17 protein-coding genes are annotated in these 17,095 nt (G+C 38.3%); 8 read left to right on the top strand and 9 right to left on the bottom strand.

Going from position 1 to position 17,095, the window contains the following annotated elements; genetic code table 11:
• Positions 1–201 precede the first annotated feature (201 nt).
• The 7 genes from ESB04_RS05630 to ESB04_RS05600 all read left to right on the top strand — a co-directional run bounded on the left by ESB04_RS05630 (position 202) and on the right by ESB04_RS05600 (position 3,496).
• On the top strand, positions 202–801 hold the full coding sequence (locus ESB04_RS05630; RefSeq protein WP_129026752.1) for an RNA polymerase sigma factor: 600 nt from the start codon (positions 202–204) through the stop codon (positions 799–801).
• A complete protein-coding gene (locus ESB04_RS05625; protein WP_164969602.1) occupies positions 776–988 on the top strand; it encodes a hypothetical protein in 213 nt (70 codons plus the stop codon). Before ESB04_RS05630 ends, ESB04_RS05625 begins: the two co-directional genes overlap by 26 nt.
• Positions 989–1,036: 48 nt before the next feature.
• Positions 1,037–1,687 carry an endonuclease III gene (gene nth, locus ESB04_RS05620; RefSeq protein ID WP_129026750.1) on the top strand — a complete coding sequence of 217 codons (651 nt, stop codon included), beginning with the start codon at positions 1,037–1,039 and terminating at the stop codon, positions 1,685–1,687.
• The gene (gene pnuC / locus ESB04_RS05615; RefSeq protein ID WP_129026749.1) at positions 1,684–2,256 is read left to right on the top strand and encodes a nicotinamide riboside transporter PnuC; all 573 of its coding nucleotides are present in this window, start codon (positions 1,684–1,686) and stop codon (positions 2,254–2,256) included. The genes nth and pnuC overlap by 4 nt, the downstream gene beginning before the upstream one ends.
• 155 nt (positions 2,257–2,411) lie before the next feature.
• Positions 2,412–2,795, top strand: a complete 384-nt coding sequence (locus ESB04_RS05610) for a TraR/DksA family transcriptional regulator (RefSeq protein ID WP_129026748.1) — start codon at positions 2,412–2,414, stop codon at positions 2,793–2,795.
• A complete protein-coding gene (locus ESB04_RS05605) occupies positions 2,796–3,149 on the top strand; it encodes a phage holin family protein (RefSeq protein ID WP_129026747.1) in 354 nt (117 codons plus the stop codon).
• Positions 3,146–3,496, top strand: a complete 351-nt coding sequence (locus ESB04_RS05600) for a hypothetical protein (protein ID WP_129026746.1) — start codon at positions 3,146–3,148, stop codon at positions 3,494–3,496. Before ESB04_RS05605 ends, ESB04_RS05600 begins: the two co-directional genes overlap by 4 nt.
• A gap of 102 nt (positions 3,497–3,598) precedes the next feature.
• Here the strand turns inward: ESB04_RS05600 and prfB are convergent.
• Positions 3,599–4,673 (bottom strand): peptide chain release factor 2 gene (gene prfB / locus ESB04_RS05595; RefSeq protein ID WP_129026745.1). Its coding sequence is split into 2 segments (ribosomal slippage): positions 3,599–4,612 and positions 4,614–4,673, totalling 1,074 coding nucleotides; the frame shifts between segments, so codons are not numbered across the junction.
• 80 nt (positions 4,674–4,753) lie between these two features.
• Between prfB and lpdA the strand changes: the two genes are divergently transcribed.
• Positions 4,754–6,148, top strand: a complete 1,395-nt coding sequence (gene lpdA / locus ESB04_RS05590; RefSeq protein ID WP_129026744.1) for a dihydrolipoyl dehydrogenase — start codon at positions 4,754–4,756, stop codon at positions 6,146–6,148.
• Here the strand turns inward: lpdA and ESB04_RS05585 are convergent.
• From ESB04_RS05585 to ESB04_RS05550, 8 genes are all read right to left on the bottom strand, one after another.
• Positions 6,143–6,775: a 3-keto-disaccharide hydrolase gene (locus ESB04_RS05585; protein ID WP_235832180.1), complete on the bottom strand. Its 633-nt coding sequence runs from the start codon at positions 6,773–6,775 to the stop codon at positions 6,143–6,145. The two genes, lpdA and ESB04_RS05585, sit on opposite strands and share 6 nt — an antisense overlap.
• A 3-nt stretch (positions 6,776–6,778) precedes the next feature.
• The gene (locus ESB04_RS05580) at positions 6,779–8,101 is read right to left on the bottom strand and encodes a Gfo/Idh/MocA family protein (protein ID WP_129026742.1); all 1,323 of its coding nucleotides are present in this window, start codon (positions 8,099–8,101) and stop codon (positions 6,779–6,781) included.
• A gap of 81 nt (positions 8,102–8,182) precedes the next feature.
• Positions 8,183–11,299, bottom strand: a complete 3,117-nt coding sequence (locus ESB04_RS05575; protein WP_129026741.1) for an efflux RND transporter permease subunit — start codon at positions 11,297–11,299, stop codon at positions 8,183–8,185.
• Between the two features lie 10 nt (positions 11,300–11,309).
• The gene (locus ESB04_RS05570; RefSeq protein ID WP_129026740.1) at positions 11,310–12,566 is read right to left on the bottom strand and encodes a carbohydrate porin; all 1,257 of its coding nucleotides are present in this window, start codon (positions 12,564–12,566) and stop codon (positions 11,310–11,312) included.
• Positions 12,567–12,580: 14 nt separating this feature from the next.
• A complete protein-coding gene (locus tag ESB04_RS05565; RefSeq protein WP_129026739.1) occupies positions 12,581–13,663 on the bottom strand; it encodes an efflux RND transporter periplasmic adaptor subunit in 1,083 nt (360 codons plus the stop codon).
• Positions 13,664–13,665: 2 nt separating this feature from the next.
• Positions 13,666–14,883: a TolC family protein gene (locus ESB04_RS05560; RefSeq protein ID WP_205749476.1), complete on the bottom strand. Its 1,218-nt coding sequence runs from the start codon at positions 14,881–14,883 to the stop codon at positions 13,666–13,668.
• A 133-nt stretch (positions 14,884–15,016) separates the two neighbouring features.
• A complete protein-coding gene (locus ESB04_RS05555) occupies positions 15,017–16,390 on the bottom strand; it encodes a sensor histidine kinase (RefSeq protein WP_129026737.1) in 1,374 nt (457 codons plus the stop codon).
• Positions 16,380–17,081 (bottom strand): response regulator transcription factor, encoded by a 702-nt coding sequence (locus ESB04_RS05550; RefSeq protein WP_235832179.1) that lies wholly within the window; start codon positions 17,079–17,081, stop codon positions 16,380–16,382. Before ESB04_RS05550 ends, ESB04_RS05555 begins: the two co-directional genes overlap by 11 nt.
• Positions 17,082–17,095 lie beyond the last annotated feature (14 nt).

Genomic DNA, 17,095 nt, shown 5'->3' with positions numbered 1-17,095 from the left:
CAAATCTACTAAAAAAATGATGCCTGCATAACATGTGGTAGCTTGAAATGATAAAAAAAAATATTAAAAATTTTATATCTAAAGTTTCACTGTGCATTTTGATTTAAAAAAGTTTTATTTATTTTTGGATCGAAATCAATTCGCCAAAAAAAACAAGACCCTGCATGAGATAAAACTCTACGTTAACAATTTTGAATTTTTATGATCAAAAATCAAGTTAACGATGCAGCGTTGGTGTCAGCGTACATCCAAGGCAACGACCAGGCTTTTGAAACCTTGGTTAAAAGAAGTAAATCCAAAGTATATACCACCATTTATTTAATTGTGAAAGACAGGTACATTGCCGAAGATCTTTTACAAGAAACTTATATCAAAGCGATCGACGTATTGAAGTCGGGACGTTACAATGAAGAGGGCAAATTTTTGCCTTGGGTGGTTAGAATAGCGCACAATTTAGCTATTGATTATTTCCGAAAAGATAAGCGTTACCCGACCATTGTTTTAGAGGATGGGTCGAAAGTATTCAATAGTTTTGAGTTTGCAGAAGATTCTGCAGAAGAAATACAATTAAAAGAAGATCAAATCGTTAATATCAGAGAATTAATAAAAAAATTGCCTGATGAACAACGAGAGGTCCTTGTGATGCGTCATTACGAAGAATTAAGTTTCCAAGAAATTGCGGCACAAACTCAAGTTAGCATCAATACGGCCTTAGGTAGAATGCGTTATGCATTAATCAACCTAAGAAAAATGCTAGAAAAACAAGAGAATGCCTATGACGCAAAACTTTACCCCAAATGACCTAGTCAAAAACCTTTATGAGCCTAAAAAGGGCCAGACATCCGTTTTAACATGGGAAGATCAATTGGAATTGGCTTCCTTACAAAAGGTCAAATTGTCTTTGGACAATGCCCTACTAGAACCCCCTAGTAGAGCAATAGAGGCTATTTTAGCCTATTCTAAACACCAAATGCCCATTCAATCCTAAGAATGGGCATTTCTTGAATTTTTCTTACCTTTGGTGAAAGCATTTTTCATGCAGAGAAAAGAACGATTTCAAGCATTTGTTAATCATTTTTCCAGCTCATTCCCGGAGGCAGAAACGGAATTACATTACCGTAATCCGTATGAGTTATTGGTAGCCGTAGTTCTTTCCGCCCAATGCACTGACAAGAGAATTAACCAAATTACTCCTGCCCTTTTCAAGCGCTTTCCTGGACCCAAGGATTTAGCACAGTCTTCCGTCGACGAGATATTTAGCTATATTCGTTCTGTTTCCTATCCCAATAACAAGGCGAAGCACCTACTGGGTTTGGGACAAAAATTAATTGACTCCTTTCAAGGAGAAGTGCCCGAATCTTTAGAGGATTTGCAAACCTTACCTGGTGTAGGACGAAAAACAGCCAACGTCATTGCGTCTGTCATCTACAAGCAACCCGCCATGGCAGTAGATACCCATGTATATCGGGTTTCCAGAAGATTGGGGCTTGTTCCACAAACCGCAAATACTCCCTTAAAAGTAGAACAATTATTAGTAAAAAACTTACCGACTGAGGTGATAGCCAAAGCGCATCACTGGTTAATTTTACATGGCCGTTACATTTGCTTAGCCAGAAAACCCATGTGCAGAGCTTGTCCAATCAGTCATTTTTGTTTGTACTTCGAAAAAAACACTCTAAAAACATGATCTTTTCATGGATTGTAGAAAATATTTGGGAGTTTAGTGGTATCCTGTGTTCTCTGTTAGGTGTTCATTTCTCCATTCAAAAAAGTGTTTTTGCTTGGCTTTGGAATATGATTGCCTCCATTTTATTTGGTATATTGTTTTATCAGCATGGCTTGTATTCCGACATGGAATTACAAGTTTTCTTTGTTTTATTAGCCATTTACGGGTTTTATCGTTGGCAAAAGGAAGAACTCGACTGGCAAGCTGAAAAGAGTAGTAAGCGGACATTAATTATTGGCACAAGCTGTTCCATAATTTATGGGATATTCATGGGATATTTCCATACCCAATGGACCCTCGGGGTTTCATTTGCCTACCTTGATGCTACATTAACCGGTTTGAGTATTTTTGGAACTTGGCTGGCAATTAATCGAAAAATAGAAAACTGGAAATTGTGGATTATGATTGATTTTATCTACGTAATCATGTATCTTCAGAAAGAACTTTGGGGAACTAGTTTGCTGTATTTCCTCTATATCTTCTTGGCTTTTCGGGGACTTTTGCAGTGGAAAAAAAATCTCCAGACCTAAAATTTATCTTCAATTTTTTGTAATAATTACCTAATTCAAATAGATAAATTTATATTTGTGCTATCATTATAAGAAACGAAACTAAATCACTGATTAACAAATACTTGCGACAGCAAAATATTTATTCAACATTCAGATTAAGCATTATTTAGAACATGGGAAACGAAGAAAAGCAAAGGTATTCAGCAGAAGAATTAAAGGAGTTTGAAGAAATCATTCTAAAAAAACTAGAAGAAACAAAAGCAGAATTAACCTACTTAAGAGAAACCTTAAGTAAGAAGAATGATCCGGGTACCGATGACACGGCAGGAAATTCCAAGGTGATGGAAGACGGAGCAGATACAGCAGAAAAGGAGAATTTAAATCAATTGGCTGTGCGTCAACAAAAGTTTGCAAGTAACCTAGAAAAAGCATTAATGCGAATCAAGAACGGAACCTACGGTATTTGTGTCGAAAGTGGCAAATTAATTTCGAAAGAAAGATTACGTTTAGTTCCTCATACACAGCATTCAATTGAGGCTAAATTGAAACAAAAATAAATGGGGCTATTCGATAACAATAGGTTAATCGACCTCTTGAGTAATTACCTCAAGACGCAATTCGAATTGGTGAAACTTGATATCCAAGAGCGAATTGAAGAGCTATTGTCTCGAATTTTCTCTTTTTTCCTGACAGCCTTTGCCATATTGATTACCTTGTTTTTTGCCCTGATGGCAATGGCTAATTTCTTAAATCAATGGCTTGATAGTCCCTACTTGGGTTACCTCATCGTAGCTGGAATAAGTGCTTTGGTAAGCCTGATTTTAATTCAAAGTCTCAAAAAAGAAAAAATCAAGGAAGAGCACGATGAAGTGCAGCATTCCTACACCTCTGAAGAAGAAATAGAGCTATGAGCAGAGCCAAAACTAAGAAGGAAGATTTAATTGCCCAAGCCGCAATCTACGAAAAAGAGCTTTCCTCTGAAGTAGGAGAAATCAAACAACAAATCAAGGAAAAAGGTAGTCAAGTCTTACTCATTGGTGGCGTATTACTCAGTGCTTATCTAGTGTATTCCTTATTTTCTGATTCTGATAAATCAGAGAAAAAAAGTAAACCTGAATCAAAAGAAGGGGGTTCTTTTTTGGGAGGTGCGATTAAATCTTATGCCATTGCCTTAGCACTTTCTTTAGCCAAAGATAAGTTACTTGAATATCTCCAGCAGTTAGAAGAAAATAATCAAGAAGTTACATCTGAAAAATAAGGTTGGTTGATAATTTTGAAACTGGATTTGGTTTAGATTTGACAACTTTTTAAAAGTTGTCAAATCTAAACTTAAACCTGAACCTGAATCTAAACGAAGTAATTACTCCCCCATCAAATAGGCCTTAATGAATTCATTAATTTCACCATCCAAAACAGCTTCCGTGTTTGAGGTTTGGTAATTGGTACGGTGATCTTTCACTCTACGATCATCGAGCACATAGCTCCTAATCTGAGAACCCCACTCTATTTTTTTCTTTCCAGCTTCCACCTCAGCTCTCGCAGCATTGCGCTTATCAATCTCAATTTGATATAATTTAGATTTTAATAAACGGAGAGCAACTTCTTTGTTTTGCAATTGAGACCTTTCTTGCTGACAAGCAATGATAATACCAGATGGCCTATGAGTCAATCGCACTGCAGTTTCTACCTTATTGACATTTTGTCCACCAGCACCTCCAGACCTAAATGTATCCCAATCTATATCTGCCGGATTCACCTCTATCTCGATGGAATCATCAGCCAAAGGATAAACATACACGGAAGCAAAAGAAGTATGTCGTCGGGCATTCGAATCAAATGGAGAAATACGAACCAATCGATGTACCCCATTTTCAGACCGTAAATTACCATAGGCAAACTCCCCTTCAATTTCAATCGTTACCGATTTTAAACCCGCCACATCCCCATCGTTGGAATCTACTAAACGAACTTTAAATCCGTTTTTTTCCGCCCACATAGTATACATGCGTAAAAGCATACTTGCCCAATCTTGAGATTCTGTACCTCCTGCCCCTGCATTTATCTCCAATACAGCACTCATTTGGTCTCCCTCTTCAGACATCATCTTTCGGAATTCCAAGGCTTCCAACTGTTCTTCCAGTTTTGCCCCTTCCAAATCTACCTCCATTTCGGAGGCATCACCTAATTCATAAAATTCCCAAATAGTTTCTAAATCTCCCAAAGAAGAATTAAGCTTATCAAACCCATCAGTCCAAAACTTCAATCCACGCATTTCTCGCATGGTACCTTCTGCTTTTTCAGGGTTATTCCAAAAATTGGGATCTAAAGTGACCGTTTCAAGTTCGGAAATCAAATATTTTTTGTGATCGTAGTCAAAGATACCTCCTCAAAGCCTCAATTCTGGCTTTCAGGTCATTGAACCTGTCTTTTGTCATACCTAAATGTGTAATTAAGCTACAAATATACCCGGTTTTGTGCTAAATTGCGGAGAAATTCATTTAATTCAAGCAATACAATGGCGCAACAATATGATTTAATTGTGGTTGGATCTGGCCCTGGTGGTTATGTAGCCGCAATCCGAGCTTCTCAATTAGGCTTAAAATGTGCAGTAGTGGAAAAAGAATCTTTAGGTGGTATCTGCCTAAACTGGGGTTGTATTCCTACAAAGGCATTATTAAAGTCTGCTCAAGTTTTTGAATACATCAAACATGCTGCTGATTATGGAATTACCGTTAAAGGAGCGGAAGCTGATTTCAATGCGGTGATTCAACGTTCTCGTGGCGTTGCAGATAGCATGAGTAAAGGCGTTCAGTTTTTGATGAAAAAAAACAAAATCGATGTGATTATGGGTTTTGGAAAAATCAAACCTGGCAAAAAAGTAGAAGTAACAGATGCCGAAGGAAAAGCGACGATCTATGAGGCCAAAAATGTGATGATTGCTACCGGTGCTCGCGCTAGAGCATTGCCTAATATTCCCATTGATGGAGAAAAAGTAATTGAATACCGTAAGGCGATGAGCCTAAGCAAAAAACCTGATTCCATGGTGATCATCGGATCTGGTGCCATTGGAGTAGAGTTTGCCTATGTTTATGCTGCTATGGGAACGAAGGTGACAATAGTAGAATTTTTACCTAATGTAGTGCCAGTCGAAGATGAAGATGTTTCTAAAGAATTAGCTAAGCAATATAAGAAAATGGGAATTGATATCTTAACCAATTCCAGTGTTGAAAAAGTAGATACCAAAGGCAAGGGTTGCAAAGTTGCTATTAAAACACCTAGCGGTAATCAAGAAATTGAATGCGACATCGTGTTGTCAGCTGCTGGTGTTATTGCTAACTTAGAAAACATTGGTTTAGAAGAAGTAGGTATCATCGTTGACAAAGGTAAAATCCCAGTAAATGCTTGGTACGAAACCAATATTCCTGGTTATTTCGCCATTGGTGACGTTACTCCAGGCCCTGCCTTAGCGCACGTTGCTTCTGCAGAAGGAATCATTTGTGTGGAAAAAATAGCTGGTCATAAAACAGAAGCATTGGATTATACCAACATCCCAGGATGTACTTATTGTACGCCAGAAATTGCTTCAGTAGGTATGACAGAGAAAAAGGCGAAAGAAGCTGGATATGATATCAAAGTGGGCAAATTCCCTTTTGTAGCTTCTGGAAAAGCCACCGCTGCCGGAGCTCGCGATGGCTTTGTGAAGGTAATTTATGATGCCAAATATGGCGAATTGCTTGGTGCGCACATGATTGGTTACAATGTTACCGAAATGATTGCAGAAGCAGTGGTAGTACGTAAACTAGAAAGTACAGCTTATGAAATCATGAAATCTGTACACCCTCACCCGACCATTTCTGAAGCGTTTAAAGGTGCAACAGAAGCGGCCTATGGTGAAGCAGTTGATTTATAATAGTCGAACTTTAATCGACTTATACATTACTTTAGATTTGGGATCATGTGCTTGAATAGCGATGGTCCCATTTTTTATTAGTCTCAATTCCTGTCCTTTATTTCTCAAAGGGTTTTCTGGTTGAGTATAGTCTACCACGGTGATTCCATTGATCTTTGTAACTATGCGGTTTCCTTTTACCGTTACTGTCATATCATACCACTCATTATCCTTTACATATACCTCGGCTACATCCACCACATTGTATAAACTGGCTGACCTTCTCCAGTCGGTATGTGAATTGTTCACTTGTATTTCATATCCTTGCTTTGGCCAATCTCCCGGTAAAAAATCGGTGTGTACATAAAGTCCAGAATTAGCTCCAGGAAAAGTCATGATGCGCGCTTGAACTTCAAAATCCTTGAAATTGTGATTGTTAAATGCTCCATCATAGTACAAATGTGCGCGCTGGCCTTCAACCACTAAATTGCCATCTTCCACGCGGAAAGATTCTGGTCTTTCACTAGCTTTCCAGCCATCTAAGCTTTTACCATCAAATAATTCAACCCATTTCCCCTTTTGAGAAAATCCTAGGGTACAGGCCATCAGGCCAAACATCACGGTCAATGCAATCTTTTTCATTTTCATAGTTTAAATTTTAATTCCCCAAGTTTTGTTCAATTTTCTTCCTAATAAAGCATCAGCTTCTGCATCATTAAATTTCTCCGTTTTTGGATTCCATTCCAATGACTTGTTGGTGGCATATGCGATATTTCCAATATTACATACCGAAGCTGTACGATGTCCAATTTCAACATCACAAATTGGCATGCTTCTATTTCGAATAGCTTGAATAAAATCCAAGTAATGATTTTCACTTTTATAGACGCGTTTCTCATTAGGCCCAATGACACGGTCCTTCAATTCTGGTTTAGAAGTTTCTAGTTTTTTTCTGGCGCTGCGTAATGTCCCTTCAGTTCCTACAAATTCTACCCCACTATTCCATTCCCAAGCCTGATGAGTCATGGTGATACCGTTCGCATAAGTATAGGTCAAATATGGCTGATCTTTTCCATTGGGAGCACTTACTTTCACCGGTCCCGAATGATCCATATCCAAAGCCCACTGAACGATATCGAACATATGAGCTCCCCAATCTGTCATTCCACCACCACCAAACTCCTTGTATTTTCTCCAGTTGGGGAATACATCTTGTGAAATTGGAGGTGCCAATTCTGAGTTGAACGCAACGGCATCATTGGGCCCTAACCATTTCTCAAAATCCAATCCTTCCGGAATAGCTTGAGCCGGTAAATGATAGGCTTCTGGAGGTGGCCCCACATTCACTTTGATGGATTTTACTTCTCCAATATATCCATTCCGAATCAATTCTACTGCCTGACGAAATTCTGGCCAAGATCGTTGCATACTTCCCGTCTGAAATACTCTTTTATGTTTTCTGGCGGCATTTACCATAGCTCTTCCCTCTTTCACCGTTAAGGACAAAGGCTTTTCGCAATAAATATCTTTTCCGGCCTCCGCTGCTTTTACAGCCATAGCTGCATGCCAGTGGTCTGGAGTAGCAATAACTACTGCATCCACATTTTTAGCCGCTAGTAATTCTCGGTAATCTTGATAAACAGGAAAATTAGAAAATGTCCCCCAAGATGGGTTTTTGGAATAATTTTCCTTGACACGATCAATGAATAAATTGGCTTTGGCTTGGTAAACCTCGCTGATGGCACTAATTCTTACCTGACCAGTGGACAGAAAGGAGTTCGAAAGACCTCGACCCTGTTTTCCAGTTCCAATAAATCCTAAATTAAGTACATCACTTGGAGCTAAATAAGCACTTCCATCCGGTCGCCTACCGCCTAAAACATGCCTTGGAACAATCATGATTGAGCCAAAGGCCAAACTGGCTTTCGAAAGAAAATCCCTTCGATTCAAGCCATCGATACGCTTTTTGTTCATATTCAAATAGGTTAATTAATTGGCATAAATGTAAACGAATTTCGCCAAATAAAAAACACTATTTATCTACCTGAACTTTGACTATCGATTAGACTTAGCAGAGCGAACCACATGACGCTTTTTCAAAGCCGAATGATAAATCAATGGGAAGACCAGTAATATAAATAGAGTTGCTGTCACTAATCCTCCAATAATGACTACTGCCAATGGTTTTTGACTTTCCGAGCCAATACCTGTACTCAATGCCGCCGGCAATAATCCAATGGCCGCCATCAAGGCAGTCATAACCACGGGACGCGTACGAGCCTGTACCGATTGTTTAATAGCCAAAGCCAAATCAGGCAATTCCTTGGCTTGTTGATTGATTTCTGAAATTAAGATTACCCCATTTTGAATACAAATACCAAAGAGGGCAATAAAGCCCACTCCTGCCGAAATACCGAAATTGATCCCAGTTAAATGTAGGGCAAAAATTCCTCCAATCACTGCAAACGGCACGTTGATCAACACATAACCCGCATCTTTGGCATTCCCAAACATGATGAACAATAGTACGAAAATTAATATCAAACTGATAGGGACAACCTGACCTAAGCGGGAAGTTGCACGCACTTGATTCTCAAATTCTCCTGCCCAACCAATGGAATAACCGACAGGTAATTTAATGTTTTTAGAAACATTTTTCTGAGCCTCCGCGATAGTGCTACCCAAATCACGATCACGTACGGAGAATTTAACCCCAATAAATCGTTTGGTATTATCACGATAAATAAATGCTGGCCCTGTGGCATTTTCTAATACCGCAATTTCTTTTAAAGGAATCTTTGTTCCTTTAATGGTAGGAATCATCAAGTACATGATGTCATTTTCATTTTTACGATACTCCTTAGAAAAGCGAATACGAATATCAAACTTCTTTTCTCCCTCATACTTAGAGGAAGCCGTTTTACCTCCAATAGCCATTTCAATTACCGCCTGTGCATCCGCCTTGGTTACTCCATAAATGGCCATTTTTTCTTCGTCCAACAAAATACTGATCTCTGGCTGACCAATATTTCTTAAAATACCTACATCTTTTACTCCAGGAACATCCTTGATCTGATCCAAAACTTGATTGGCCAATTGATCTAATTTACCTAAGTCATCACCATAAATTTTAACCGCATTAGAAGCATTCATTCCCGCCACTGCTTCCGCCACATTATCAATAATGGGTTGAGAATAATTGTAATTAATTCCCTGATAATTTTTCAGACGTTTGTCCATTTCATTCACCAATCCATCCACGGTCAACTTCCTTTCCCACTCTTCTTTGGGTTTTAAATTTACTTGCATTTGGACATAATAAAAGCCACTAGGGTCTGTGCCATCATTACTTCTACCCACCTGAGATAATACGCCATTGACCTCAGGGAATTTTCTTAGCTCATTTCTCAAGGTGGTCACCATTTTAACGGTTTCAGGCAAAGAAGAACTCATAGGCAATTTTGCCTCTACCCATAGAGCCCCTTCATTGAGTGGTGGTAAAAACTCAGAGCCAAGCCATTTTGTGGAAAAAATGGATGCTGCAAATAATACACCTGCGACTAAATAAGTTATTTTTTGATGCTGAAAGGTCCATTGAAATGCCTTTCCAACTATCCGATTGATGAAATCAATAAAAAAATTATGCTTCTCTTTGACATTTTTATTCAACAAAACGGAGCTCAATACAGGTACCAAGGTCAGGGTAAAAATCAAAGCCCCCAACAAAGCAAAACCCAAGGTATAGGCTAAAGGAGAAAACATTTTCCCCTCTACTTTTTGAAAGGAAAATATGGGCAACAAAGCCGAAATAATGATAAGCTTGGAAAAGAAAATAGCCTTCCCTAATTCGGTTCCTGTCTTTTTAATCAAGCTCATTTTAGCCAATCGATTAAAAGCAGGCATTCCTATTTTCTGCGCACGATGGTCTAGGGCCACGAACAAACCCTCCACCATCACCACAGCACCATCGATGATGATACCAAAATCGACTGCACCCAATGACAATAAGTTGGCACTCATTCCCTTCAGCTTCAAGCAGAAAAAGGCAAATAAAAGTGCTAAAGGTATGATAATGGACACAATCAGGGTGGTCCGCCAATCAGCCATAAACACAAACACAATCACCGTAACCAAGATGATTCCCTCCAATAGGTTGTGCATTACCGTTTTGGTACAATAAGCCATCAAATTATCCCGATCATAAAATGTCACCATCTTCACGTCAGAAGGAAGCACTCGCGTATTTAATTCGTCTATTTTAGTTTTTAATCGGGCTAATACCTCCGAAGGGTTCTCTCCTTTTCTCATCACCACAATTCCTTCCACCACGTCATCATTATTATTTAGACCTACCTGACCTACCCTAGGCATATTGCTTTCAATCACGGATGCCACATTTTTTACCAATAATGGATTGCCATTATAATTATCTACAATGGTGTTCTCGATATCAGCAATAGTTTTAAGCAAACCTATTCCCCGTACCACAAAGGCCTGTCCATTTTTCTCAATCACATCCCCTCCCACATTTAAATTTGACTTAGAAACAGCATTAAACAATTCTAGTGGCGTCAAATCATATTTCTGCAATTTCACTGGATCAATGGCTATTTCATAAGTCTTTTCTCTTCCTCCAAAAGCCACGATGTCTGCTACTCCTGGCACTGCCCGCAATTGGCGGTCAATCGTCCAATTTTGGATAGTTAACAATTCCCTGGAATCTCGGTCTTTACTTTGTAGAGTGTATCGAAATATCTCCCCGGTAGGACCATAAGGTGGCTGCACATCGGGCTCCACATCTTCAGGGAGCTTTACTGTTCGCAAAAGGTTATTTACTTGTTGGCGTGCAAAAAAATCGTCGACATCATCTTCAAAAATGACCTTAATGACAGAAAGTCCAAACATAGTAATACTTCGAACATTGGTCTTTCTTTGCACACTATTCATGGAAATTTCAATAGGTGTGGTCACAAATCGCTCTACTTCCTCAGCGCTACGACCATTCCATTCAGTCACAATTATAATCTGGGTGTTAGTCACGTCAGGAAATGCCTCGATGGGGATATTGATATAGGAAACTACTCCTCCTATAGTTAAAAGGCTAACCCAGAAAAAAGTAAAAAACCGATTCTTTAAGGAGAATGCTAGGATATTTTTAATGAACTTATTCATAAGTTAAAAATTAAAATTCTGTATGTACACGTAGCCCCCAAACGGAAACTGGACCACGATCTATATTGTAACCGGGATTAACCACCCATTGAAAATTTGGAGAAAGAGCGAAAGGACTGTGAGGAACTTGAAAACTGTAAAATGCCTCCACTATACACTCCTGTCCATAATTCAAATTACCATCTCCAATCATAAAGCCATTTCCGCCCAACTGCTGATACTTTTGATGCGAAGCAGACAATCCATTCGCCACTACAGCAATACCAGCAAAATCTTGTTCTCGGTGCCAGGATTTTCCCCAAAAATGAAATCCTAAAGAGATCGATTGATCAATTTCTGTGAATGCCCAAGTCTCATTCTTTCCATCACTCCAACCGTAACGAGCAAACAGGCCTATGATATCGGAATAACTCAATTCCACATTGAGTCCAACGCCATATTTAGTTCTAAATGGACTTCTTGTACTAGTGATATCGGGAACTCCTTGACTCGCGTTGGCCAAATCATAATTTCCCATGCCTGCCTGATTTCGGTAAGCCAGTACCCGTAAAAATCCATTCCAATCTTTATTAATTTGAAAAGGCTTGGTCAATTCCACATTAATACCGTTGGCTTTATCGTATTGATAATCCAAATCTGGCCCGTTGGCTGAAGTAGGTACAGCAGAAAAAGAAGCGCGCAATTCCAATGGAGCCGTTTTATATTCGGCATAAAACCCAGACGTATAACCTCTGGTATTGGCTGCATAATCCCAACTTCCTTGGTTCATCAATGACCAATTCATAAAATGCACACGAGGATCATGTGAATAGGCATTGAAATCAAAATAATCGGCTAAGCCAAATTTCCCAATCACCAATTTGATGGATCTTTGGTTTTTCAAATCAAAATTCTGTTCTAGAAGCAATCTTGCCACATAAACCACTGGCTCAGGATTTCCAATTCTAAATGTCTCCCCATTGGTAAATCCTCCTAGGCCTTTGGCCTGAGAAAGCCCTTTTCCCCCTGAAAGCTCTGGATTGAAAGTAAAAGTGGCGCCTTTCCAAAGTGGAGCATCAAAAAATAAGGTAGATGTCAAGGACATGGCACTCTCCTCCTTGTTTTGCAAACTATTATCACCGGAATACAGCGCATCAAATGCGGCATGATATTGATAAACAGCGGTTTGCTGAAAATGAAGACTCCATTGCCGATGAGTAGAATCTGACTGAGCTTTAACTGTCCATCCAGTCAAACAAAAACATAAAAAGAATAGATTAGAGCGCATGTATTCTTCCAAGATTAATCATTCAAGGCATCATAGACCAACATGCCATTTTGAGATATCACCTTCTCCCCCTTATTTAAACCATTTGAGAGGTAGGTTATATTTCCAATTTGACGGTAAACTTCCACTTGACGCGTTTCTATGTTGGCACGATCTTTGAATACCATCACCCAATTTTTACTTTTATCAAAAATGACCGAAGAAGAAGGTACAGCTATCATTTGATTATGCTCGGAGAAACGCACATCCACCGTGGCGTTCATGTCAGGCTTTAACTTATAGGAAGCATTAGGAATACGAACTCGCACCTTCATCGCCTTGGTTTCTGGATCAATGGCTGAGAAAATTTTGTCAATTTTCCCTTTGTACACATCATCCGGATAACTCAATGTGCGAACATCTGCTTCATAGCCTACTTGTATTTTAGGAATGTCACTTTCGTTAACATTAGCCATCGCCCAAACTTCATTAATTTCTGCAATAGAAAATAGCGCATCCGATTTATCTGGACGTATCTGCTCATTTGGACTGATTTCCTTTTGAACAATAAAACCACTCATAGAAGCTGTCACATTATATAGTGACCCTTTTTTCAAATTATAAATGCTGAAAACCTCATTAATTCGAGCTAATTCAGCTTTTTGCCTTTCCAATTCTCTGTCCGCCGCAACCACATCCTTTTCAGAAGACAATTTACTTTTGAATAAATCTCTAGCCACTTGTAAGTTTTTTTCCGCCACAGCAACATCCCCCAAAGCATCCAATCTATCTCGCTCGAAACCAGCCACTTCCCCGCTTCGAATTACGGCCAACACTTGTCCTTTTCTAACATAATCTCCTAATTCGGCATTAATCTTGATGACATTTCCTCCCACAATGGAATAGACCTGTGCCAACTTATTATTGTCTGCCTGAATTTTACCAAATAATCGAATCTCATTTTTCACCTCTTGTAAATCCGCGGTGTAAAATTCACAATGAGCCATCATGGTATCACTCAAACGAAAAGCAACAGCTTGGGTAGACTCCTTGTTTTCCATATTACATGAAAGCATCAGAAAGGTGGCTGCAAAAGCCAGTAACACTACATTTTTCATATTTAGAATAGTTCTTTACCAGTACTTAATTTTATTTGTTCTGCCGAGGTGGCCAATTGTATTTTGATACGGGATATTTCCGAAAGTGCGTTGTTATATGATTCAAAAAAATCGACAAATTCCAGCACACTGACGTTCCCTTTTTGAAAATTCTCCGTCATTCCCTTCAGGGTGATTTCGAATTCATCATTGTATAATTTATTATTCTTCAAAAACTCATCCACCGTTTGCTTGTAATGAAGATAGGTGCTTTGTACCTCGGCTATTACCTGACTTTTAAGCCCTTCCACATAATAGTTCTTCACCTTAATTTGAGCCTCAGCAGATTTGATATTGCCCTGATTTTTATTCCAAAACATTAGAGGAATGGCCACCCCCAGATTCACTTGCCTTTGGAAAGCTCCACCCCTTTGATCATAGGAAGAGAACAGAGTGATATCTGGTTTAGCCAATTTCTTTTGAAGATTAAAATACTGCTCCGCAAATGCAGCATCTTTCTTTCCCAGCAGTAAATCTGGACGATTTTCTAAGGCTTGATCGATTAGAAGTTGAACGTTAAAAGGCTGTATAAAGCTTTGGATTTCAGCATCGGTTACTATAGGCAACACAACACTTTTGGTTTGTAATAAAGTTTGAACTTTAGAAAGAACCTGAAAAAAATCACTGTAAATGGCCGCTCTTTCATTACTCAAATTCAAATAAACCCCTTTCAAGCGAACCACATCTTTCAAAGGAATATTACCTTTTTGGGCTTGATATTCGTAAGTGGTCAAAATATTATCGACCATACTAAGTTGCTTGTTGTACTTACCTATCAGTATTTGTTGTTGGTTCAAAAGATACAAACCTGTGTGTAATTCAAATTTCAATTGACGAATCAAATCTTGAAATGCTAGCTCTGCCATCTCGACATTCGTCTTGGCTAATTCGATTTGAGCTTTCCTCTTTCCACCTAAGAGGATTAGTTGTTCCAATTGAACACTTTGTTGGCCTGCATTACCCAAATGAAAAATTTTATTATTTTCTGGATCAACAGCGTTCATATCTACCGTCAAAACAGGATTAGGATATAAGGAAGCCTGTAATACTTGGGCCTTTTGAACATCAATATTCATGGAGGTCGCCAGCAATTGATAATTCGATTGGAGGAAAATCTTATCTGCTTGAGCTATGGTGATGGATAAGGTATCAGATTGAGCCCATGCACTAAAAGCAAACATGGACAGGAGAATAAGGCTAAATTTTCTGAAAATGGACATAGCTAATCATATTATGTCCACAAAACTGAAATAATTAGACTTAAAAAGAACTTAAAAAGAATTTTAATTTTACAAGTGTCTGAATAACAGATTATTAGACCGTTATTTTTTCAGGAAAATGTAGCGTAAAAACATTGCGAGATTGGGTATCAACATGATAATCGATCTTACCTCCATGTAGTTGAATGATTTTATTTACTAGTACCAAGCCCAGACCAAACCCCCTTTTCCCCTGACTATTAGAGCCTCTAAAAAAATGCTGAAATAAAAAGGGCACTTCAGAGGCTGAAATGGCTTGTCCCTCATTACAAAACAAAATTTTCAATTCGCCATATTGGTATTGAAACATAATTTCTGCTCTTTTATTAGAGGAATAATGAATGCAGTTCAACAATAAATTTTGGACTGCCATTTGAATCAAGCGATTATTGCCTTCAATCTCCAATTTATCTTCCTGTTCAATATTGGGATGAATTTTTATATCAAATTTAAATTGAGGATATAATTTTTTGGCCTCCGAACATGCATCAAAAACCACTTCATCTAGTCGAATACGTTGAAAACTCAAATTGGCATGAGTTTCTACCTTCGCAATCTCCAAGAGGGCATTAATCATATCACCTAACAACTTGGTATCTTCCTTTTGATTTTGAATTCCCTTTTTCAAAAGCACTGGATCTTTTTCCTTTTCTAGGTTTTCCAAATTACTGACCAAAATGGCTATTGGCGTTTTGAGTTCATGAGAAATATGATGTACGGCATGCTTTTGAAAAGCAAATGAACTCTGTAATCTTGTCATCAATTCATTGAATCGCTGGGCTAACAAATATATTTCATCTTTTTTCTCCGGGATAGGCAACAAATTTTGAGCAGTTTCCATGTTGATAACTCTCAGGGCACTCGCCATTTTAATGATGGGCTGGGTAATCTGCTTGGATAAAATAAAGGATGTCAACAAAATGACCAATGAGATTATTACAAAAAACACCCAAAGAATATTTCTTAAAAAGTCTAGTTTTGAATGACCAAATTTATCATAAGCCTTAGAAATACCATAAAATTGCTTCCCTCGAATTCGGAAAGTTACCCCAACCACATCAAATTCCCCTTCTACAGTTTCTATGATGGGGCGTTCAGCATTCAATTCATTCAACAAGTCGGAAGAGAATTCAATTTTGGTATCATCCAAACTTGAGTAAATCAATTTTTTCTGTTCGTCAAAAAGTAAAGTCTTTTCCTTGAATAATTTATTGACGGTTAATTCCCCCATCGACTGAATAATGTCTTGGTCTAACTCTCGGACTTCAGCCAAGATACCCATGGTGGAAAATATGTGATCTTTGATTCTCTGCTGAAAATCTTCCCGACGGTAATTCTTGAATACGGTGTAAAGCAGTAAAAAGGTTATCCCTACCACAGTGATGGATAAGACAGAAAAATAAATTAAAATCCTTTGTCTAATGCTCATGAGTTCCCAAGTAATAACCAAAACCCACCTTGGTTTTGATTAGATTTGAAGCAAAAGGTTTATCAATTTTTTTGCGTAGAAAATTAATATACACCTCAATGGTATTATTATTTTCATCCAAAGACCCTCCCCAAATATCCTTGTTCAATTCCCTTTTCGTGACCAATTTTCCTTTGGCTCTTGCTAATTTAAGCAGTAGATTGAATTCTCTGGGGGTCAAATTGATATCTACTTTTCCTCTTCTGACTGATTTTGTACTTAAGTCAATTAACAAATCCTCCACCCTTATGAAAGTTTCTTGCTCAGATGGAATTTGATTTTTAGCCCTTTTCAATAATGATTTGATGCGAGCCATCACTTCCCGCATGTAAAAGGGCTTAGTTAAATAATCGTCGGCCCCTACATCAAAACCGTGCATTTTATCATCTAAATCATCAAATGCTGTCAGCATTAATATAGGAGTATGTGTATTGTACTGTCTGAATTCTTTGCAAAGTGTTAAACCATCGATAAAAGGCAAATTGATGTCCAGGACAATAGCCTCATAGCTTTTCTCCTCCATTAACCTCTTGGCTACTAAGCCATCTTTGGCTATTTCAACTAAAAATCCTTCTTGAAAAAAATAGTCATGAATATTTTGACATATTCTGGGATCATCTTCTACTAAAAGAATTTTCATTTGACTTTTCATGGATGATCATTTTA

This window comes from Aquirufa rosea, from assembly GCF_004118285.1.
GTDB lineage: Bacteria > Bacteroidota > Bacteroidia > Cytophagales > Spirosomataceae > Aquirufa > Aquirufa rosea.
Note: the sequence above shows the minus strand (reverse complement) of the source record. Positions and strands in the feature narration are given on the sequence as shown.